This is a genomic window from Variovorax sp. H27-G14, assembly GCF_046156345.1.
Lineage (GTDB): Bacteria > Pseudomonadota > Gammaproteobacteria > Burkholderiales > Burkholderiaceae_C > Variovorax.
Map to the genome: position 1 here is coordinate 1 of NZ_JAYLVN010000005.1, position 19,686 is coordinate 19,686.

The following is a 19,686-nucleotide window of genomic DNA, read 5'->3' on the forward strand; positions in this document are numbered from 1 at the left end:
GCATAGGCGGCGCTCTTCTGCTGGCCGCGGCCCACACGGGTTGTGGCGGCGGAGGGGGTGGCGGGGGCGGGTTCTACCCGTTCCCCATCGCCGGCAACCCGCAGAACCCGCCGCCGGTTCCCCCGGGCGAGCAGGCCGACCCCTACGACCAGTTCATCGCCTACGTGCAGGCCCTGGTGACGACCATGCTCGACACCGAAGAGCCGGCCAACGTGGTGGCCTTCGATCCGCCGCCGACGTCGGAGACCAAAGACCCGGTCGCCACGCAGTAGCCGACATGCGCCAGCCCGCACTCGCCACCCCGTTCGCCCCCGTAGGGACCGCAAGGACCGCAGGGGCCGCATGGAAGGCCGCAACGGCGCTGGCGCTGGCCACGTTGTTCGCGCTGGCCGCAATGACGCCAGTGGTGGCGCATGCGGTGCCGCGCGTGCCCGCCGCCGACGGCGAGGTGGTGGAAACACTGCCCGCCGTCGCCGGCTGGTCCGGCGAGCAGCGCCGGCTGCGCCGCGAGCTGGCGCAACGCCCCAACGACGAGGCCACGGCCATTGCCGCGGCCACCACCTACCTGGACATGGCGCGCGAGCAAGGCGACGCGCGCTACGCCGGTTACGCCATGGGCGCGCTGCAGGCCTGGGAGGCCACGCCCACCGCACAAACGCCACCGGGCGTGCTCGTCATGCGCGCCACGGTCGCACAGTTTCTGCATGACTTCGACGGTGCCGAGGCCACCCTGAAGGCGGCACTCGCCCGGCGCCCCAACGACGCACAGGCCTGGATCACGCTGGCCACCATTCTTCGCGTGCGCGGGCGCTACAACGAGTCCGACGCCGCCTGCCGCTCGCTCGGGCGCGTGGGCCCCACTTTCTACGGCGTGGCCTGCCTGGCGGAAAACGCCGGGCTGCGCGGCCACCATGCCGACGCCCGGGACGCGCTGCAGGCGCTGCTGGCCGACCCCGCCTTGCGCGACTCTGGCCAGGCCGGCACGCGCCAGTGGCTGCTGACCAGCGTGGCAGAAGTCGAAGAGCTCGCGGGCCGCCCGGCCGAGGCCGACGCGGCCTACCGCAAGGCGGTGGCGGCGCAGCGCTCGGGCTACCTGCTGCTGGCCTACAGCGACTACCTGCAGCGTGCCGGCAGGCACGCCGAAATTCCCGCGCTGCTGGCCCGCGAGGCCCGCAGCGACGCGGTGCTGCTGCGGCTGGCCATTGCCGCCGCAGCAGCAACACCCTCCCCAACCTCGCCCACATCGACAACACCGGCGCAAAACAAACCCGCCCAGGCCGACGCCGACGAACTGCGCCAGCGCTTCGAAGCCGCCGCGCTGCGCCCCGGCACCACCGCGCTGCATGCGCGCGAGGAAGCGATGTTTGCGCTCGACGTGCAGAACGACCCGAAGCGCGCCCTCGAACTCGCGCGCCTGAACGTGAAGCTGCAGCGCGAGCCCATCGACCTGCTGGTGTTCGCGCGGGCCGCCACGGCCGCCAACGACCCCGCCGCGCGCGGCGAAGTGAAGGCCTTGATGCAACAGATCGGACTGAAGGATGCGCGTGTCGATGCAACGCCTTGAACGTGCGGCGCTGGCCGCGCTGCTGCTGGTAGCGCTGCTCTTCGGCGCCGCGCCCGCGCACGCCCACAAGGCCAGCGACGCCTACCTGCAGCTGCACCGCAGCGGCGACACGCTCGACCTGCGCTGGGACATTGCGCTGCGCGATCTCGACGCGCTGCTCGACCTCGACACCAACGCCGACCGCAAGCTCAGCTGGGGCGAGGTGCGCACGCGGCTGCCCGACATTCGCGCCTATGCGCTGGCACGCCTGAGCCTGCAGCAGGGAAGCTGCGCCCTCACCGAGGCCCAGCCGAGCGCGGTGGAAGACCGCATCGACGGCGCCTACCTGGTGCTGCGGCTGCAGGCGCAATGCAGCGCGGGCGCCGCGCTGAACATCGACTACCGGCTGTTCCGCGAGGTCGACCCCACGCACCGCGGGCTGCTGCGCGTGGAGGTGGACGGCAATGCGCAGCCCACGGTGCGCTCGCTCGACCCGTCGGGCGGGCCGGTCACGGTGGCGTGGCCAGGGGCTGGCGGTGCAACCGACGCTGCCGCCTTGTCCGCACCCGGGTCGGACACCAGCTTCTTTCGCGACGGCATCCACCACATCCTGATCGGCTACGACCACATCCTGTTTCTGGTCTGCCTGCTGCTGCCCGCCGTGCTGCGTCGCAAGCCCGAGGGCTGGCAGCCGGTGGTCACCTGGCGCGAGGCGGTGTGGCCGATGCTGGGCATCGTCACCATGTTCACCATCGCGCACTCGATCACGCTGGCGCTGGCGGGCCTGAAGGTGGTGACGATTTCGCCGCGCATCATCGAGCCGGGCATCGCCATCACCATCATGCTGGCGGCCATCGACAACATCTACCCGGTGCTGCGCGGCCGGCGCAAGCTGTTCAGCTTTTTGTTCGGGCTGATTCACGGCTTCGGCTTTGCGGGCGCGCTGGCCGAGCTCGACCTGCCGCTGCGCGACTTCGTCGTGGCGCTGCTTCAGTTCAACCTGGGCGTGGAGGCCGGCCAGCTCATGGTGGTGGCCGTGGTGCTGGTGGCGTTGCTGGCGCTGCGCAACTGGCGGCGCTATCCGCCGCTGGTGCTGCGCGGCGGCTCGGCGGTGGCGGTGCTGGTGGCGGCCATCTGGCTGGGCGAGCGGGTGTTCGACGTGAAGGTGCTGCCGTTCTCCTGAACCGGCTGCCGCACCTCACGCAAGAAAGACGCTGCGCCGCGCCGGCGCCGGCGCACAACCTCTTGGCTGCGTAGGCATTCGCCTACACCAACTGGCGCGAACCGGTATTGCCGGAATTCCTAAACTGCGGTTTGCAGCGGCTACGATCCGTCATGTGAAACGTCACTCGACGCATCTGGTCGCGCGCTTGTTCATGCAGCCCCGCCGTTTCACACGGACGCCCCCCAGAAAACCAAGAGGAACACCAATGAACACAGACCACCAGGCGCTGCTCGCCACCCTGCGCGAAGAAGACGCCAACGTCATCGGCAGCTGGCTCGACGAAGCCCATATCACCGACTCCGGCGCGCGCCGCGCGGCCCAGACCGAGGCCGCCGACATCCTGCGCCAACTGAGCGAAGGCCTGCAGGCCGGGGGGGACACCGCGCGCTTCGAGGCACCGGCATGGGCCGGCCTGCGCGAGACCCTTGGCGCGCTCTCCAGGACGCGCGCGGCCAAAGGGCAGTCGGCCGCCGACACCAGCCTGTTCGTGCTGGCGCTGAAGAAGCCGCTGTTCGCCGCCATCCAGCGGCGCCTGGGCACCGATTCCGCCGCCATGGCAGCCTCGCTGTGGGCCCTGTCGACCACGGTCGACACGCTGGCGCAGCACACCGTGGGCACCTACCAGCTGGCACGCGAGGAAATCATTCGCCGCCAGCAGGAAGAACTGCTCGAGCTGTCCACCCCCGTGGTCAAGCTGTGGGAAGGCGTGCTGGCGGTGCCGATGATCGGCGTGCTGGACAGCGGCCGCACCCAGATGGTCATGGAGGCCCTGCTGCAGACCATCGTGGAGACCGGCTCGGAGATCGCCATCATCGACATCACCGGCGTGCCCACGGTCGACACGCTGGTGGCGCAGCACCTGCTGAAGACGGTCACGGCCATCCGGCTGATGGGCGCGGACTGCATCATCAGCGGCATTCGCCCGCAGATTGCGCAGACCATCGTGCACCTGGGCATCGACCTGCAAGGCGTGCAGACCAAGGCCACGCTGGCCGATGCGCTGTCTTTGGCGCTCAAGCAGAGCGGCTGGCGCGTGAGCCGCGTGGCCAACGAAGCCTGATCGGCACGCCATGGACCGCATTCCAATTCTTCGCATGGGCGAAACCCTGCTGGTGACCATTCAGGTCGACATGCAGGACCAGACCGCCCTCATGCTGCAGGACGACCTGGCCAACCGCATTGCCGCGACCAGCGCCTCGGGCGTGATGATCGACATCTCGGCGCTCGAAATCGTCGACTCCTTCGTGGGCCGCATGCTCACCAGCATCTCGGGCATTGCCCGCATTCTGTCGGCCACCACCGTGGTGGTGGGCATGCAGCCGGCGGTGGCCATCACGCTGGTGGAGCTGGGGCTGTCGCTGGAGGGCGTGAGAACGGCGCTCAACGTGGAGCGCGGCATGGAGCTGTTGCGCCGCGCCCGGCTGGAGAACGTCCTTGGCCATTGAACCTACCGGCACGCTGCCGCTGCTGAACGAGCAGAACATCGTTGCCAGCCGCCAGATGGTGCGCGCCCTTTGCCAGGACCTGAAGCTCTCGCTGGTCGACCAGACCAAGATGGTCACGGCCGCCAGCGAGCTGTCGCGCAACACGCTGATTCACGGCGGCGGCGGGCGCATGCGCTGGGAGTTTGTGGAGCGCAACGGGCGCCGCGGGCTGCAGCTGCACTTTGAAGACGACGGCCCCGGCATTCCCGACATGGCCCTGGCGCTGACCGACGGCTGGACCAGCGGCAGCGGCATGGGCCTGGGCCTGCCGGGCAGCAAGCGCCTGGTGAACGAGTTCGACATTGCGTCGGCACCGGGCCAGGGCACCCGCGTGAGCATCACCAAATGGAAGTAGGCGCCACGCTCCTCGGCTGGACCCACAAGGCCTTTCCGATGGACGACCCCAGCCGGGTCGGCGAGGCGCGGCGCCATGCGGCGCAGGCGGTGGCCGACATGGGCTGGGGCGAGGTGGACGCGGGCCGCCTGGCGCTGGTGGTGACCGAACTGGGCACCAACCTGCAGCGACATGCCCAGAACGGCCGGATGCTGCTGGCGGCAATGCCGCAGTCCGGCGAGTTCGAGCTGATCTGCATCGACAACGGCCCTGGCATTCCCGACTTGGCGCTGGCCATGCGCGACGGCCACTCCACCGGCAGCACGCCCGGCACCGGCCTGGGCGCGGTGCGCCGGCTGGCCAACCATTTCGACATTCATTCCGAGCTGCCGCACGGCACGGTGAGCGTCGCGCGCTTGCGCGCGGGCCCGCCGGTCGACACCACGCCGGGCCTGCACGTGGGCGCCATCCGCCTGCCCGCCCCGCACGAAACGGTGTGCGGCGACGGCTGGGCGCTGGCCACGCAAGGCACGCAGACCACCGTGCTGATGGCCGACGGCCTGGGCCACGGGCCAGAGGCGGCCAAGGCCTCGCAGGCCGCCACCACCGCCTTTGCCGAGGCCCCGCACGGCGACCTGCGCGAGACGCTGCAGGCAGTGCACCGCGCGCTGCAGACCACGCGCGGCGCGGCCGTGTGCGCGCTGCGGATCGACATGGCCGACCACATCGCAGGCAACAGCACGGCAGGCAACACCGCCGACAGCACGTCTGACGCCACGGCTTGCGGCACCGTCAGCTACACCGGCGCCGGCAACATCGTCGGGCGCGTGCTGTCGGGCGTGTTCGACAAGTCGGTCATCACCCAGCACGGCACCGCCGGCATGCAGATTCGCAAGCCCGACATCACCTCCCTGGCACTGCCGGCGCATGCGCTGGTGGTGCTGCACAGCGACGGCCTGGAGACGCGCTGGAGCGTCGAGCGCATTCGCCCCCTGCTGCAAAGGGATCCCACGCTGGTGGCCGCGGTTCTTTTGCGCGACCATACGCGGCACCGTGACGACGCCACCGTCGTGGTGATCCGCCCAAAGGAACAACCATGAACAGCACCGGCCTGGCCGACTGTGAAGACCGCGACGACGCGCTGACCACCAGCCGGCGTGAGGTCGACGAACTGCGCGCGGAACTCGAAGAAACCAACCGCGGGGTGGTGGCGCTGTACGCCGAGCTCGACGCCCAGGCCCAGCAGCTGCAAAAAGCCACCGAGCTCAAAAGCCGCTTTCTGGCCTACATGAGCCATGAATTCCGCACGCCGATCAGCGCCATCCGCAGCATTGCGCGCCTCCTCAGCGACCGGGTGGACGGCCCGCTCACGCCCGAGCAGGAAAAGCAGGTCGGCTTTGTCGACACCACCGCCACCGAGCTGGCCGAGATGGTCGACGACCTGCTCGACCTGGCCAAGATAGAGGCGGGCCGGGTCGACATTTCTCCGGCGTGGTTCGAAATGGTCGACCTGTTCTCCGCGCTGCGCGGCATGTTCCGCCCGGTGCTGCACAACCCGTCCACCGCGCTGATCTTCGAGGAGCCCGAAGGGCTGCCCAAGCTCTACACGGACGACCGCAAGCTGTCGCAGATCTTGCGCAACTTCGTCTCCAACGCGCTCAAGTTCACGCCGCAGGGCGAGGTGCGCGTGAGCGCCATGCGCGTGGGCGACGACGCGGTGCGGTTCTCGGTGTCGGACACCGGCATCGGCATTGCGCCGGAGCACCACGCGGCGGTGTTCGACGACTTCTCGCAGGTCGACTCGCCCATGCAGAAGCGCCTGCGCGGCACCGGCCTGGGCCTGTCGCTGTGCCGGCAGCTCTCGGTGCTGCTGGGCGGGCACGTGGAGGTGCAGAGCGAACTCGGCAAGGGCTCGGTGTTTTCCGTCACGCTGCCCGTGCAGCTCCAGGGCCAAGGCCCAGCGCAGCAGGCGCAAGAAAAGGCGCAAAAAGAGGCGCAAGAGCAGTAGCAGCCATGTCGTCCGAACCCCTGATCAACACGTCCATCGACCGCTCGCGCCACACCGTGCTGGTGGTGGACGACAACCCGACCACGCGCTACACCACGGCGCGCGTCATTCGCGCCGCGGGCTTCGAGACACGCGAGGCCGGCACCGGCGGCGAGGCGCTCGCGCTGGCCTCGCAGCACATCTCGGCCGTGGTGCTCGATGTGCACCTGCCCGATTTCAGCGGCTTCGAGGTGTGCCGCGAGCTGCGCATCAAGCCCGCGACCTCCACGCTGCCGGTGGTGCACCTGTCGGCCACCTTCGTGCGCAACGAGGACAAGGTGGCCGGCCTGAACGCCGGTGCCGACGCCTACCTGGTGCACCCGGTGGAGCCGCCAGTGCTCATTGCCACGCTGCAGGCGCTCATTCGCGCGCGCATGGCCGAGGAAAAGCAGCGCAGCAGCGAGGCGCGTTTTCGCGCCATCTACGACCATGCGCCCACGGGCATGGCGCTGATCGACGTCGACGGCCGCTTCGCCGACGTCAACCCCGCCATGGTGGCCATGCTCGGCCAGTCGCGCGACGCGCTCATCGGCCAGCCGGTGAGCGCCTTTGCGCCGGCCGAATGGACGGCGTTCGTGAAGGTTCACACCGCGGGCACGCAGCCGCCGGCCGCGTCGTGGAAGGGCGAGTTCCCGCTGCTGCGCCAGGACGGCTCGTGGATCCGGCTCGAATGGACCATGTCTGGCCCCATCGAGCCCGGCCTGCGCGTGGGCATTGCGCTGGATGTGTCCGAACGCTTCGAGCTGGAGGGGCGCCGGCGCGAGGTGCTGGAGCGCGAGCAGGCCGCCCGCGTGTCGGCCGAGCGACTGAGCCGCACCAAGGACGACTTTGTGGCCGTGCTCTCGCACGAGCTGCGCAACCCGCTCAACGCCATTGGCGGCTGGGTGCATGTGCTGAAGGTGGGCAACCGCTCGCCCGAGCAGATGGAAAAAGGGCTCAACGCCATCGACCGCAGCGTGAAGGCGCAGACGCGGCTCATCGCCGACATTCTGGACGTGTCGCGCATCAGCTCCGGCAAGCTGCGCCTGCACCGCGAATGGGCCGAGCCGCGCGGGCTGGTGAGCTCGGCCGTCGAGGCGCTGACCGCGCCGGCCGCGGCCAAGCGGCTGGACATCGTGTTCGAGCGGCAAGAGGCCGACCCGCCCGCCTGGCTGGACGCCACGCGCTTCCAGCAGATCGTGTGGAACCTGGTGTCCAACGCCATCAAGTTTTCCGCCGAAGGCGGGCGCATCGTGATCGAACTGCGGCGCGAGGGCGAGCTGCTCGACCTGTCGGTGCAGGACTTCGGCCGCGGCATTCGCGCCGATTTTCTGCAGCACCTGTTCGACCGCTTCTCGCAGAGCGACTCGCCGGACAACCGCTTCCACGGCGGCCTGGGGTTGGGCCTTTCGATCGTCAAGAACCTGGCCGAGCTGCACGGCGGCAGCGTCTCGGCGCACAGCGCCGGCGAAGGCCAGGGCGCCACGCTGCGCGTGGTGCTGGGCGTGGTGCCCTCGGAAGACTCCCCGCTGGTGCTGCTGGACACGCTGGACGCCGCCGCGGCGCGGCCCGCGGCCCATGCCGACCGCGTGCTTGCCGGCCTGGACGTGCTGGTGGTGGAAGACAACGCGGACGCCAGCGAAATCATGACGGTGGTGCTGGCCGACGCCGGCGCCACGGTGCGCCTGGGCACCGACGTGGAGAGCGCGCTGGCGCTGTTCGAGCACAAGTGGCCCGACGTGCTGATCAGCGACATCGGCCTGCCGGGGCGCGACGGCTACGACCTGATCCGCGAGGTGCGCCAGCGCGAGCAGGCGCTGGGCAAGCCCCGGCTGTTCTCGGTGGCGCACACCGCCTTCACCCGGCCGCAGGACCATGCCAAGGCCACCGAGGCGGGGTTCGACGCGCACCTGGGCAAGCCGCTGCAGCCGCATGCGCTGCTGGCGCTCATCAGCGGGCGGCCGGGCGGCATCGTGGCGCCTGCGGCCGGCCCGAATCTGTAGCCGCTGTCTGACGGACAGCGGCGCCGCAAAGGCGCACGCTGGCCCTTTTCTTCCACCGGATGAGAAGGACCGACCATGTCCGCACACGACATCACGGACCCCGATGCGCAACAGCAGTTGCACCGGCGCCTGGCCAAGTTCAATGCCACGCGGCTGAGCCCGGGGCACCCTTCCCCGCAGTGGCAGGACGACCTGGTGCGCGAGCATGCCCACCGCGTGCGCGAGGGCGAGTTTCTGGAGGCGCTGCGTGCCCAGGTGCAGCCGGTGGCATCGGCTTGTGCCGGCAATGCCGCGCATATGGTGAACTGGTTCGAGTCGCTCGCGCAGACCGGCCCGGGCCAGCACCACCCATTTTTCGACTGGCTGGAAAGCGAGGCCAGCCTGGCGCAGATGCGCTGGTTTCTCACGCAGGAGGCGGCGGGCGAAGCCGGCTTCGAAGACCTGCTGGCCTACGCCCAGGTCAAGCTGCCGCCGCAGCCCAAGCTGGAGTGCGCGCGCAACTTCTGGGACGAAATGGGCCACGGCAAGCAAGGCGCCATGCACGGCCAGATGCTCGAGCAGATGGTGCGCGAGCTCGACCTGCACCCGGCCATCGACACCACCGTGTGGGAGTCGCTTGCGCTGGCCAACACCATGGTGGGGCTGGCCACCACGCGGCGCTACGGCTACCACGCCATCGGGGCACTGGGCGTGGTCGAACTCACTGCGCCGGGGCGCGTGAAGAAGGTGGCCGCGGGCATGCGCCGCCTGGGCCTGGGCGGCCACGCGAGCGCGTACTTCGACCTGCATGGCGCGCTCGATGTGTCGCATGCGCGCGCATGGATGCGCGAGGTGATTCACCCGCTGGTGCAGAGCGACCCCGTGTGCGGGCAGTTCATTGCCGAAGGCGCGCTGATGCGGCTGGTGTGCGGTGCACGCTGCTTCGAGCGCTACACCCATGAGTTGCGCGGCGAACAGGGCGGCGCGCAGGCTTCGAACGGTTGGATGGGGTCGAACATGCCGAACCGCATCGAGGCCACCGCATGCTGAACGCCGCCGCCGTGCTGCGCCGGGTGGCCGCCACCGGCTACCGCTTCACCGCCGTCACGCCGCTGACCCATCAACGCGTGCTGGCGCGTCGAGCGCGGGAGCCGGGCGCCACGCTGCGCGACATCTTCGGCTGGAACCTGTCCTTCGAGCCCGGCGCCGTGCCCGCGGCGCTGCTGGCGGACATGGAACACGCGGGCCTGGTGCGGCGCACCGGCACGCTGCTGCGCAGCAACGTGCGCATCGCCAGCCTGGGCAACGACCTGTTCCTGCATTCGGCCTACCCCACGGCGGAAGAAAACGCCGTGTTCTTCGGGCCCGACACCAGTCGCTTTGCGCGCTTTGTGCTGCATGCGCTGACCGAGCGCAAGGCGCAGCCGCGCGCACGCGTGCTGGACGTGGGCTGCGGCAGCGGCGCGGGCGGCATCGTGGTGGCGCGCGCGCTGGCGGCCACCGGCACGCCGGCCACCGTGGTCATGAACGACATCAACCCGCTGGCGCTGCAGTACACGGGCATCAATGCGGAAGTGGCCGGCGTGCCGATAGAGCTGGCGCAGGGCGACGCGCTGTCGGCGGTGGAAGGCGCGTTCGACCTGATCGTGTCCAACCCGCCCTACCTGGACGACGCCGCGCAGCGCGCCTACCGCCACGGTGGCACGCGGCTGGGGCGGGCGCTGAGTGCGCGCATCGCGGCCGAGTCGCTCAAGCGGCTGACACCGGGCGGGCAGCTGCTGCTGTACACCGGCGTGGCCATGGTCGACGGCGAAGACCTGTTCCTGGCCGAGCTGCGGCCGCTGCTGGAGGCCTCGGGCTTCGACTGGTCGTACGCGGAAATCGACCCCGACGTGTTCGGCGAAGAGCTGGAGCGCCCGGTGTATGCGCACATCGACCGCATCGCCGCCGTGGGCCTGGTGGTCACCCGGCCCCTGGAGAACGCGTGAAGGCGGCGGAACTCGACCTTCCCCATGACAGCGACCACCCCGGCGAGGTGCGTGCCTGCAGCGTGCTGGAGCGCATGCCCAAGTGGCTCATCTGCGTGCCGCTGGTCGTGCAGTGGCTGTGGCTGTCGGTGCGCCATGGCGGCGCCACGGTGCCCTCGGCGGCCAACCCGCACCTGACCTCCGGCGGGCTGGTGGGCGAGGGCAAGCTGGAGTACTTCCGCGGCATGGGGCCGCATGCGCGCTCGGTCACGGCCGACTACCGCGCGGTGTTCAACGACGGCATGGCCACCGAAGCCTTGCTGCGCCAGGGCATGGCTGAGAGCGGCCTGGCGTTTCCGGTGGTCGCCAAGCCCGACCTGGGCCTGTGCGGCTACGGCGTGCGCCTGCTGGCGGACATGGCCGCGCTGCAGGCCTACCTGGCCGCCTTTCCGGCCGGCGAAACCGTGGTGCTGCAGCGCTACCTGCCGCAGGAAGGCGAGGCCGGCATCTTCTATGCGCGCGACCCGCACACGGGCCAGGGCCGCGTCATCGGCCTGGCGCTGCGCTACTTTCCGCGCGTGACGGGCGACGGGCGCCGCACGGTGGCCCAGCTGGTGGCGGCCGACGTGCGCGCGCGCCGCATCGCGCGATCGCCGCGGCACCAGTGCAGCGTGGCGCCCGACAGCGTGCCCGCGGCCGGCCAGCAGGTGCGCCTGGCCACCATCGGCTCGACCCGCGTGGGCGGGCTCTATCGCAACGGAGCGCGGCTCATCACGCCGGAGCTGGTGCGCGCGATCGACGCGGTGGCGCGCGACATGCCGGCCTTTCACTTCGGGCGCTTCGACGTGCGCTACGACAGCCTGCGCGAGCTGGCTGCGGGGCGCGGCTTCACCATCATGGAAATCAACGGCGCGGGCTCCGAGGCCATCGAGGCATGGGACCCCGACATCGGCGTGCTGCAGGGCTTTCGCATGGTGTTCGCCAAGCAGCGGCTGCTGTTTGCCATTGGCGCGGCGCAGCGCAAGGCCGGGGTGCGGCCCATCGGGCTGCTGGCGCTGGCGCGTCTCAACCGGCGGCAGAACCGCCTGGTTGCGCGCTACCCGCCTTCCAACTAACGCGCGCCGGCCCGCCTTCATGCACACCGACACCACCACTGCCGCGCCGGCCCTGCAAACCCGCTGGGCCGATTGCGAAGAAGACGTGCGCGACGCCCAGCGCCTGCGCTACCGCGTGTTCGCGCAAGAAATGGGCGCCCACCTGACGCCGCCCGAAGGCACGCCCAGCGGCCTGGACGCCGACCGCTTCGATGCCTTCTGCGACCACCTGCTGGTGCGCGCCGTGGACCCGGTGCACGGCACCGGCCCGCTCATCGGCACCTACCGCGTGCTGACGCCCGAGGCCGCGTTACGCGCGGGCGGCTTCTACACCGACACCGAGTTCGACCTGGCCCCGCTCGCCCCACTGCGCGGCCGCGCGCTGGAGCTGGGGCGCTCGTGCGTGGACGCGCAATGGCGCTCGGGCAGCGTCATCATGGCGCTGTGGACCGCCCTGGGGCAGTACATGGCGCAGCACGGGCTGGACACCATGATCGGCTGCGCCAGCATCGGCCTGGACGACCAAGGCACCAGCGCCGCGCAGCTGTGGCACCGGCTGTGCCGCACCCATCTGGTGGAGCAGCGCTGGCGCGTGGCGCCGCGCATCGCGCTGCCGCTTCACACGCAGGCGCACGCCGATGCGAACGGCGCCGCCGCGGCCACCTGCCCGCAGGCGCCGCCGCTCATCAAGGGCTACCTGCGCTGCGGCGCGCGCCTGCTGGGGCCGCCCGCGCTTGACGTGGCCTTCAACACCGCCGACCTGCCGCTGATGCTGCGCATGCACGACGTGGCGCCGCGCTACCGGCAGCACTTCTTCGGCATGAACTTCGGGGTGAATGTCGGCGTGAATGTCGAGATGGGCTCGAGCGTGCACTCGGGCGCAAGCGCGTGACGGCGCCCGTGCCCGCTGCGGCCCACCCGCAACCGCAGCAACCCCGGCCGTCGCGGCGCGCCCTGCACGCGGTGGTGGCGGCGCAGTTCTTCAGCTCGCTGGGCGACAACGCGCTGCTCATCGTGGCCATCGGCCTGCTCATGCAGCGCCACGCGCCCGGCTGGATGACACCCGCGCTGCGCGTGTGCTTCTACCTGTCGTATGTGCTGCTGGCCGCCTTTGCCGGCGCCGTGGCCGACGCCGCGCCCAAGGGCCGGGTGCTGATGGTCTCCAACCTGGTGAAGCTGGGCGGCTGCGCGCTGCTGGCGTGGCATGTGCAGCCGCTGCTGGCGTATGCACTGGTGGGGCTGGGCGCGGCGGCCTACTCGCCGGCCAAGTACGGCATCCTGCCCGAGCTGCTGCCGCAGAGCGAGCTGGTGCGGGCCAACGGCTGGGTCGAGGCGAGCACGGTGGCGTCCATTCTGTTCGGCGTGGCGCTGGGCAGCACGCTGGTCGACAAGGGGCATGCGCTGCCCGCCATCGGCGCGGTGTACCTGCTGGCGGCGGCCTGCACGCTGGCCATTCCGCACAGCCCGGCGCGCAACCGCGCGGCACTGGCCCACCCGGGCGCGCTGCTGCGCGATTTCAGGCACGCGCTGGGGCTGCTGTGGAGCGACGCGGACGCGCGCATCTCGCTGGCCGTCACCAGCCTGTTCTGGGCGGCGTCGGCCACGTTGCAGTTTCTGGTGCTGCGCTGGGGCGCGGAGCAACTGGGCCTCACGCTGGCGCACGGCGCACTGCTGCAGATTGCGGTGGCCGTCGGCATGGTGGGCGGGGCAATGGGCGCGGCGCGCTGGTTTCCGCTGGAGCGTGCCCGGCGGGCGCTGCCGCTGGGCGTGGCGCTGGGCGCGGTGGTGATGGGCATGACGCTGGTCACACGCCCCACCGTGGCCGCCGCGATGCTGGTGGTGGTGGGCGCGCTGGCCGGCCTGCTGCTGGTGCCGATGAATGCGCTGCTGCAAAGCCGCGGGCTGCGGCACATGCACCCGGGCCAGTCGATTGCGGTGCAGAACGCCAACGAGAGCCTGGCCTCGCTGGCCATGCTGGGGGTGTACGGCACGCTGATCTGGCTGGACGCGCCTCTGCTGCCCACGCTGGCGGGCTTCGGCGCCTTCCTGGTGCTGGCGATGGGCGGCATCTTCGTGTGGTCGCGCCGCATCGGCCCGGCGCACGCACCGCTGGCCGCGCAAAAGGGGTAGCGCGGGGCATGGCCGTGCAGGCCGTACGTGGCCGCATATGGCAGGCCGCATGAGGCCGTACATGGCCGCAGAGGGTGCGCTTGCGATACAGTCCCGCACCTACCGCAACCGCGTGCCGCCCGAGTGAACCTTCGAAAATCCGCCAACAGCCTGGTTGTTCGTCTGGTCGTCATGGGCCTGGCAATGGCCATCATCGGAACCGCCGCCAGCTACATCCAGCTCAGCCGCTTCCTGCGCGAGGACCTCACCCGCTCGGTGGCCACCCAGCAAACGGCGTTGGCCGCCTACGTGGCGCGCGACATCGACAACTACCTGGGCGACCGGTTCGCCTTCCTGGAGCGCCTGGCGCAAACCCTGCCGCCCGCGCTTCTGTCGGAGCCCGAGCAACTGCGCGCCTGGTTGCAGGAACGCAGCACGCTGAGCCCGGTGTTCCCGCTGGGCCTGAGGGTGGCCGACCTGAGCGGCAAGCGCCTGGACGGCTCCGGCCAGATCGCCACCGACGGCGCGGAGTTTGTTGCCGCGCTGGCGGGCCACTCCGGCCTGGGCCGCGCGCAGGCGCTGCCGCTCTCGCAGCATTCGGTGCTGCCCATGGCCGTGCCGGTGCGCAGCGGGCCCGGCCAGGTGGCCGCCGTGCTGCTGGGCACGGCCGACATGTCGGCGGACGGCCTGCTCGACCACCTGCAGCGCGGGCGCGTGGGCGACGCGGGCGGCATTCTGGTGGTGTCGCCGCGCGACCGCATCTTTGTGGCCTCGACAGACACCGTCATGTCGCTCACCCCCACCCCGCCCGACGGCGTGAACCTGCTGCACGACAAGGCCATGGCCGGTTTCCGCGGCACCGGCACCACGCGCAACGCCAAGGGCGTCGAAGAAATTGCCGCCATGGCCTCGGTGCCCAACAGCGGCTGGTTCGTGGTGGCGCGGGTGCCCCTGACGCAGGCGCTGGCGCCGGTGGGGCGCATGCAGACCTTCATCGTGCAGCAGCGCGCGCCCGCCGTGGTGATCGCGCTCATCCTCATCGGCCTGCTCGTAGCCTGGCTGCTGCGCCCCCTGCTGCGCGCCGCCAGCCAGGCCGACCGCATGACCCGCGGGGAGCTGGCGCTGGCGCCGCTGCCGGTGGTGCGCGACGACGAAATCGGCCACCTCACGCGGGCCTTCAACCGGCTGCTGGCCAAGCTGCTCGACAACCAGGAGGCGCTGGCGCGCCTGGCCCACCACGACACCCTGACCGGCCTGCCCAACCGCAAGCTGCTGGACGACCGGCTCCAGCAGGCGCTGGAGCGCGCCAAGCGCCACGGGCACCAGGTGGCCGTGCTGTACCTGGACCTGGACGGCTTCAAGAAGCTCAACGACACGCTGGGCCACGAGGCCGGCGACCTGGCCCTGCGCGAAATTGCGCACCGGCTGCAAAGCCTGGTGCGCCAGACCGACACGGTGGCGCGCATCGGCGGCGACGAGTTCGTGCTGCTGGCGGCCGACTTCGAGGAGCCCGCGCAGCAAGGTGCGCAGACCCTGGCGCGGCGCTGCGTCGAGGCCATCGGCCAGCCGTTGCAGCTGGCGAACTCCGACACGGTGATTGGCGCGTCGGTCGGCATTGCGCTGGGCAGCGGCACCGAGACGCCGCAAGACCTGCTGGCCGCCGCCGACAAGGCCATGTACCAGGCCAAGCACAGCGGGCGCCGCAGCCATGTGACGCCCAGCCCTGGGCGGGGGTCGCAGTTCGGGGAGCTCGCAGTTCAGAACGTGTAGCGTGCGCTCACCCGCACGCTGCGCGGCTCCATCGGGTGCACGTGGCGGTCGTTCACGCCGCCGTTGCAGCTGCCGCCGGCCACCTCGCCGGCCGTGCATGAGGCGTAGTAGTACTCGATGTCGTTGCCCTTGCGCCCCGCCAGATTGAACACGTCCAGCCCCAGCGTCAGCTGCTTGTTCATCGCATAGCGCGCGCCAAAATTCAGCAGCGTGGTGGCGCGCGAGCGCACGGTGTTCAGCGTGTCCAGCGCGCGCGGCCCCATGTAGCGCAGCCGCAGCGAGGCGGTGAGCGGCCCGTCGATGTAGGTGATGCCGGCCGCCAGCACGCGCTCCACGGCGTTGTCGACATGGTTGCCTTCGCCTTCCGGCGCCGCGCCCTTGAAGCGCGCGCGCGACAGCGCACCGTCCACCTCCAGCCGCCAGGCGCGGTCGAACTTCCAGCGCAGCGTGGCCTCCAGGCCGCGCCGGGTGCTGGCGCGGCCGGGCTCGGTGGTGCCGGCGTCGCCCACGTAGACCAGCTCGGAGGCAAGGTCGAGCTTCCACAGCGCCACGGTGGCCGTGAGGTCTTCGTTCGGCTGAAAGCGCCAGCCGACTTCCGCGCCGCGGCCCTTCACCAGCGCGGGCACGCGGTCGGCGGCGTCGCCGGTCTTCGGGTCGACGGTGATGGTGGCGCCGCGCACGTCGTTGCTGTGAAAGCCCACGCCCGCGTTGAAGTAGAACTCGTTCGCCGGCGTGGGCGCAAAGGCCAGTCCGAACTTGGGGCTCACCTGCGAATCGTGGCCCTTGCCGCTGTTGAGCGGGCCGTACACCGGCTCGCGGCCCTGCACGTTGTAGCGCAGCGCGTCACCGCGCAGGCCCACGTAGGCGCGCCAGCGCTCGCTGAAATTCACCAGCTGCTGGCCGTACACCGAGAACAGGTCCTGCGACACCTTGTCGTTGCGCACCGTGTCCAGGCGCTGGCGGGCCTCGGTGTCGTACAGGCCCACCTCGCCGATGCGGTCACCGCGCCACTGCGCGCCAAAGCTCAGCAGGCCGTCGAGCCCCCCGATCTTGTTGGCCATCGAATGCGAGCCCTGCGCGCCGAAGACGCGGCGGCGGTCGGTCTGCTCGAACTGGTCGCCGTTGACCGGGTTGTTCAGAAAGTAGGTGAAGTCGGAGAACAGGTCGAAGCGGTAGTCGATGGCATAGGCGCTGAACTCGGTGTCGCCGCCGGGGCCCTTGTCGAACCACTTGGCCGACAGGCTCAGGCGTTGCGTCTTGCCGCCGTCGGTCGGGTTCAGGCTGCCGAAGCGCGGCAGCGCGCCGCTGTCGATGAGGCGCTCGGGCACCTGGTCGGTCGAGGTCCACTGGCTCTTGTAGGCCATGCCGGTGATGCTGAAGCCGCGCGACTGCGAGCCCTGCGAATAGCGCAGCACCGCGTTGGTCTTCTTCAGGTGCTCGGGCACGTTCCACGGGCCGTTGTTGCCTTCCAGCTCGATGGCGCCCAGCCAGGTCTGGTCTTGCACGGTGCGCGAGCCGGCGGCCAGCAGGCGGCGAAAGTCGTGCGAGCCCACGGTGACCTCGGCGAAGGGCGCCTCCAGCGCGCTGAAGTAGTCGAGCGAGGCGCTGCCGGCCAATGAAAAGTCGCCGCCCTGCGCAAAGTACGGGCCCTTGCGGTAGCGCACGCCCGAGACCAGCTCGGGCATCAGAAAGTTCAGGTCGGCATAGCCCTGCCCGTGGCCGTGCGTGGGCATGTTCACCGGCATGCCGTCGACCGTTACCGCGAAGTCGGTGCCGTGGTCGAGGTTGAAGCCACGCAGAAAGTACTGGTTGGCCTTGCCGTCACCCGAGTGCTGCGTGGCCACCACCCCGGGCACGGCCTCCACGATGTCCCCGGGGCGCAGCTTGGGCCGCGACTGGTAAGACTCGCGCTCCACCGCGCCCTCGCTGGCGCTGTCGGCGGTGCCGATGGTGGCGTCGCGCGGGCCGACGATCTGAATCTCCGGCAGGTGGTTCTGCTGGGCACAGGCGGCGGCGCTGCCGAACAGGGCGCCGAGCAGCCAGGGCCGCGAAGCCATGCGGGGTGAAAAGGTCATGGGGCGCTTGTCTCCGGCGGTTGTTGTGATGCGCTGCGAGGGCAGCACAACGGTTACGCGTGGAAACGTGGGGTGGATGTGCAGTTGTGCAGTCGAGGTGCAGCGGCGGTGCAGTGGAGGTGGGAGCTGAATGTAGCGAAGCGCCGCGTTCTGGCACGCGCCTTGCGTGATGCTCGGAAACCCGACTGTCGATTGTCGGACAATCGTTTAAAAACAGCACTCCTTCTCTTGAGGCACCCGCATGAGCGATCCGATCATCCGAATCACCGGCTTGAACAAGCGCTTCGGTGACAACCATGTCCTGCGCGGCATCGACCTCGACGTGCAGAAGGGCGACAAGATCGCCATCCTGGGCGCCAGCGGCTCAGGCAAGAGCACTTTGCTGCGCTGCCTGAACTTCATGGAGATGCCCAGCGCAGGGCGCATCGAACTGCACGGACGCACCATCGGCAAGCCCGCGCGCCCTTCCGGTGCAAGCACAAGCAACGGCACCGCCACCAGCACTGCGGCGGCCGAACTGCAGATGACCTACGGCGCCACCGAGCTCTCCGAGGTTCGCAAGCGCGTGGGCATGGTGTTTCAGCAGTTCAACCTGTTTCCGCACATGAGCGTGCTGGGCAACGTGATGGAAGGCCTGGTGACGGTGCTGCGGGTCCCGGCGCAAGAGGCCCGGGCGCGCGCAATGGCGCAGCTCGACAAGGTCGGCATGGCGCAAAAGGCCGACGCCTACCCCGGCAGGCTCTCCGGCGGGCAGCAGCAACGCGTGGCCATTGCGCGCGCGCTGGCCATGGACCCCGAAGTGCTGCTGTTCGACGAGCCAACTTCTTCGCTGGACCCTGAACTGGTGGGCGAGGTGCTGAGCGTGATTCGCGACCTTGCCGAGGAAGGCCGAACCATGTTGCTGGTAACGCACGAGCTCGGCTTTGCCTACCACTACGCCAACCGCGTGCTGTTTCTGGCCGACGGCCAGTTCTACGAAACCGGCACGCCCGACGAGGTGCTGAAGCATCCGCAGCGCGAACGCACGCAACGCTTTCTGGAGCGCTACACGGCCTTCAACTTCTGAGCCACCCGCTCCTCCCCCATTTCATCGAACCTCCCCATGCAAACATCGCCCCAAGCCTCGAAGACCAGCTCCCAGTCGTACCTGCCCGACGACCGCAACGCCCAGGTGCAGGTGTACGTCAACGGTGAATTCTTTCCCCGCGCCGAAGCGCGCATCTCTGTGTTCGACGCCGGCTATGTGTGCGGCGACGGCGTGTGGGAGGGCGTGCGCCTGGTGCGCGGGCGCATCGTCTCGTTCGACGCGCACATCGATCGCCTGCTGGAAGGCGCGCGCACCATCCAGATGGACATCGGCCTGACCCGGGACGAGATCAAGGCGGTGATCACCTCCACCTTCGAACAGAACGGCATGACCGACGGCGCGCACGCCCGGTTGATGGTGACGCGTGGCATCAAGAAAACCCCCAACCAGGACCCGCGCTTCGTCATCGGCGGCCCCACCATCGTGTGCGTGGCCGAACACAAGGTGGTGGCGGCCGATGCCAAGCAGCGCGGCCTGAACCTCTTCACCTCCACGGTGCGCTGCAGCACGCCGGACGTGTTCGACCTGCGGCTGAACTCGCACAGCCGGCTCAACTTCATTCAGGCGCTTATTCAGGCCATCAACGCCGGCGCGGACGAGGCCATCATGCTCGACCCCATGGGCTTCGTGTCCAGCTGCAACTCGACCAACTTCTTCATCGTGCGCAACGGCGCGCTGTGGACCTCGTCGGGCCGCTACTGCTTCAACGGCATCACGCGCGCCACCGTGCTGCGGCTGGCGCGCGAGGCCGGCATGCCGGTGTTCGAAGGCGACTTCACGCTGGCCGACATGTACAACGCCGAAGAGGCTTTCGTCACCGGCACGCTCGGTGGCATCACGCCGGTGGCGCGGATCGATGGACGCGCGATAGGTGCGGGGCAAGGCGCCGGTGCCGGCGTGCTCACCGCGCGGCTGGACGCGCTCTACCGCCAGTACATCGGCCAGACCGAGTGATCAGCTTTCTGCCTGTTTTTCGCTTTGCATCCATCC

Annotated in this window: 18 protein-coding genes; 17 read left to right on the top strand and 1 reads right to left on the bottom strand. The window is 70.0% G+C overall.

Going from position 1 to position 19,686, the window contains the following annotated elements; all coding sequences use genetic code 11:
• From VLK31_RS15270 to VLK31_RS15340, 15 genes are all read left to right on the top strand, one after another.
• On the top strand, positions 1-272 hold a 272-nt coding region (locus VLK31_RS15270; RefSeq protein ID WP_409169257.1), incomplete at its 5' end, for a hypothetical protein.
• Positions 273-277: 5 nt separating this feature from the next.
• A complete protein-coding gene (locus tag VLK31_RS15275; protein WP_409169258.1) occupies positions 278-1,564 on the top strand; it encodes a tetratricopeptide repeat protein in 1,287 nt (428 codons plus the stop codon).
• The gene (locus tag VLK31_RS15280; protein WP_409169259.1) at positions 1,551-2,726 is read left to right on the top strand and encodes a HupE/UreJ family protein; all 1,176 of its coding nucleotides are present in this window, start codon (positions 1,551-1,553) and stop codon (positions 2,724-2,726) included. The genes VLK31_RS15275 and VLK31_RS15280 overlap by 14 nt, the downstream gene beginning before the upstream one ends.
• 247 nt (positions 2,727-2,973) lie before the next feature.
• Positions 2,974-3,828 carry an STAS domain-containing protein gene (locus VLK31_RS15285; RefSeq protein WP_409169260.1) on the top strand — a complete coding sequence of 285 codons (855 nt, stop codon included), beginning with the start codon at positions 2,974-2,976 and terminating at the stop codon, positions 3,826-3,828.
• 10 nt (positions 3,829-3,838) lie between these two features.
• Complete coding sequence (locus tag VLK31_RS15290; RefSeq protein WP_409169261.1) at positions 3,839-4,213, top strand: STAS domain-containing protein; 375 nt, start codon at positions 3,839-3,841, stop codon at positions 4,211-4,213.
• Positions 4,203-4,607, top strand: coding sequence for an anti-sigma regulatory factor (locus VLK31_RS15295; protein ID WP_409169262.1), 405 nt, complete (start codon positions 4,203-4,205; stop codon positions 4,605-4,607). The genes VLK31_RS15290 and VLK31_RS15295 overlap by 11 nt, the downstream gene beginning before the upstream one ends.
• Complete coding sequence (locus VLK31_RS15300) at positions 4,598-5,686, top strand: ATP-binding protein (RefSeq protein WP_409169263.1); 1,089 nt, start codon at positions 4,598-4,600, stop codon at positions 5,684-5,686. Before VLK31_RS15295 ends, VLK31_RS15300 begins: the two co-directional genes overlap by 10 nt.
• Positions 5,683-6,594: a sensor histidine kinase gene (locus VLK31_RS15305; RefSeq protein ID WP_409169264.1), complete on the top strand. Its 912-nt coding sequence runs from the start codon at positions 5,683-5,685 to the stop codon at positions 6,592-6,594. Before VLK31_RS15300 ends, VLK31_RS15305 begins: the two co-directional genes overlap by 4 nt.
• Before the next feature lie 5 nt (positions 6,595-6,599).
• On the top strand, positions 6,600-8,615 hold the full coding sequence (locus VLK31_RS15310; RefSeq protein ID WP_409169265.1) for a response regulator: 2,016 nt from the start codon (positions 6,600-6,602) through the stop codon (positions 8,613-8,615).
• A 75-nt stretch (positions 8,616-8,690) separates the two neighbouring features.
• Positions 8,691-9,644: an iron-containing redox enzyme family protein gene (locus VLK31_RS15315; protein WP_409169266.1), complete on the top strand. Its 954-nt coding sequence runs from the start codon at positions 8,691-8,693 to the stop codon at positions 9,642-9,644.
• Positions 9,638-10,582, top strand: a complete 945-nt coding sequence (locus VLK31_RS15320) for a methyltransferase (RefSeq protein ID WP_409169267.1) — start codon at positions 9,638-9,640, stop codon at positions 10,580-10,582. The genes VLK31_RS15315 and VLK31_RS15320 overlap by 7 nt, the downstream gene beginning before the upstream one ends.
• A complete protein-coding gene (locus tag VLK31_RS15325; protein ID WP_409169268.1) occupies positions 10,579-11,676 on the top strand; it encodes a hypothetical protein in 1,098 nt (365 codons plus the stop codon). Before VLK31_RS15320 ends, VLK31_RS15325 begins: the two co-directional genes overlap by 4 nt.
• A gap of 19 nt (positions 11,677-11,695) precedes the next feature.
• Positions 11,696-12,547 carry a GNAT family N-acetyltransferase gene (locus VLK31_RS15330; RefSeq protein ID WP_409169269.1) on the top strand — a complete coding sequence of 284 codons (852 nt, stop codon included), beginning with the start codon at positions 11,696-11,698 and terminating at the stop codon, positions 12,545-12,547.
• A complete protein-coding gene (gene lplT, locus VLK31_RS15335; RefSeq protein ID WP_409169270.1) occupies positions 12,544-13,785 on the top strand; it encodes a lysophospholipid transporter LplT in 1,242 nt (413 codons plus the stop codon). The genes VLK31_RS15330 and lplT overlap by 4 nt, the downstream gene beginning before the upstream one ends.
• 123 nt (positions 13,786-13,908) lie before the next feature.
• On the top strand, positions 13,909-15,534 hold the full coding sequence (locus VLK31_RS15340; RefSeq protein ID WP_409169271.1) for a diguanylate cyclase domain-containing protein: 1,626 nt from the start codon (positions 13,909-13,911) through the stop codon (positions 15,532-15,534).
• Here VLK31_RS15340 and VLK31_RS15345 read toward each other — a convergent pair.
• Positions 15,522-17,609, bottom strand: a complete 2,088-nt coding sequence (locus tag VLK31_RS15345; RefSeq protein ID WP_409169272.1) for a TonB-dependent receptor — start codon at positions 17,607-17,609, stop codon at positions 15,522-15,524. The two genes, VLK31_RS15340 and VLK31_RS15345, sit on opposite strands and share 13 nt — an antisense overlap.
• A 241-nt stretch (positions 17,610-17,850) precedes the next feature.
• On the opposite strand from VLK31_RS15345, the gene VLK31_RS15350 reads away from it, so the two are divergent.
• Together VLK31_RS15350 and VLK31_RS15355 are read left to right on the top strand one after the other, a co-directional pair.
• A complete protein-coding gene (locus tag VLK31_RS15350) occupies positions 17,851-18,675 on the top strand; it encodes an amino acid ABC transporter ATP-binding protein (RefSeq protein ID WP_409169273.1) in 825 nt (274 codons plus the stop codon).
• 36 nt (positions 18,676-18,711) lie between these two features.
• Positions 18,712-19,650 (top strand): aminotransferase class IV, encoded by a 939-nt coding sequence (locus tag VLK31_RS15355; RefSeq protein ID WP_409169274.1) that lies wholly within the window; start codon positions 18,712-18,714, stop codon positions 19,648-19,650.
• Positions 19,651-19,686 lie beyond the last annotated feature (36 nt).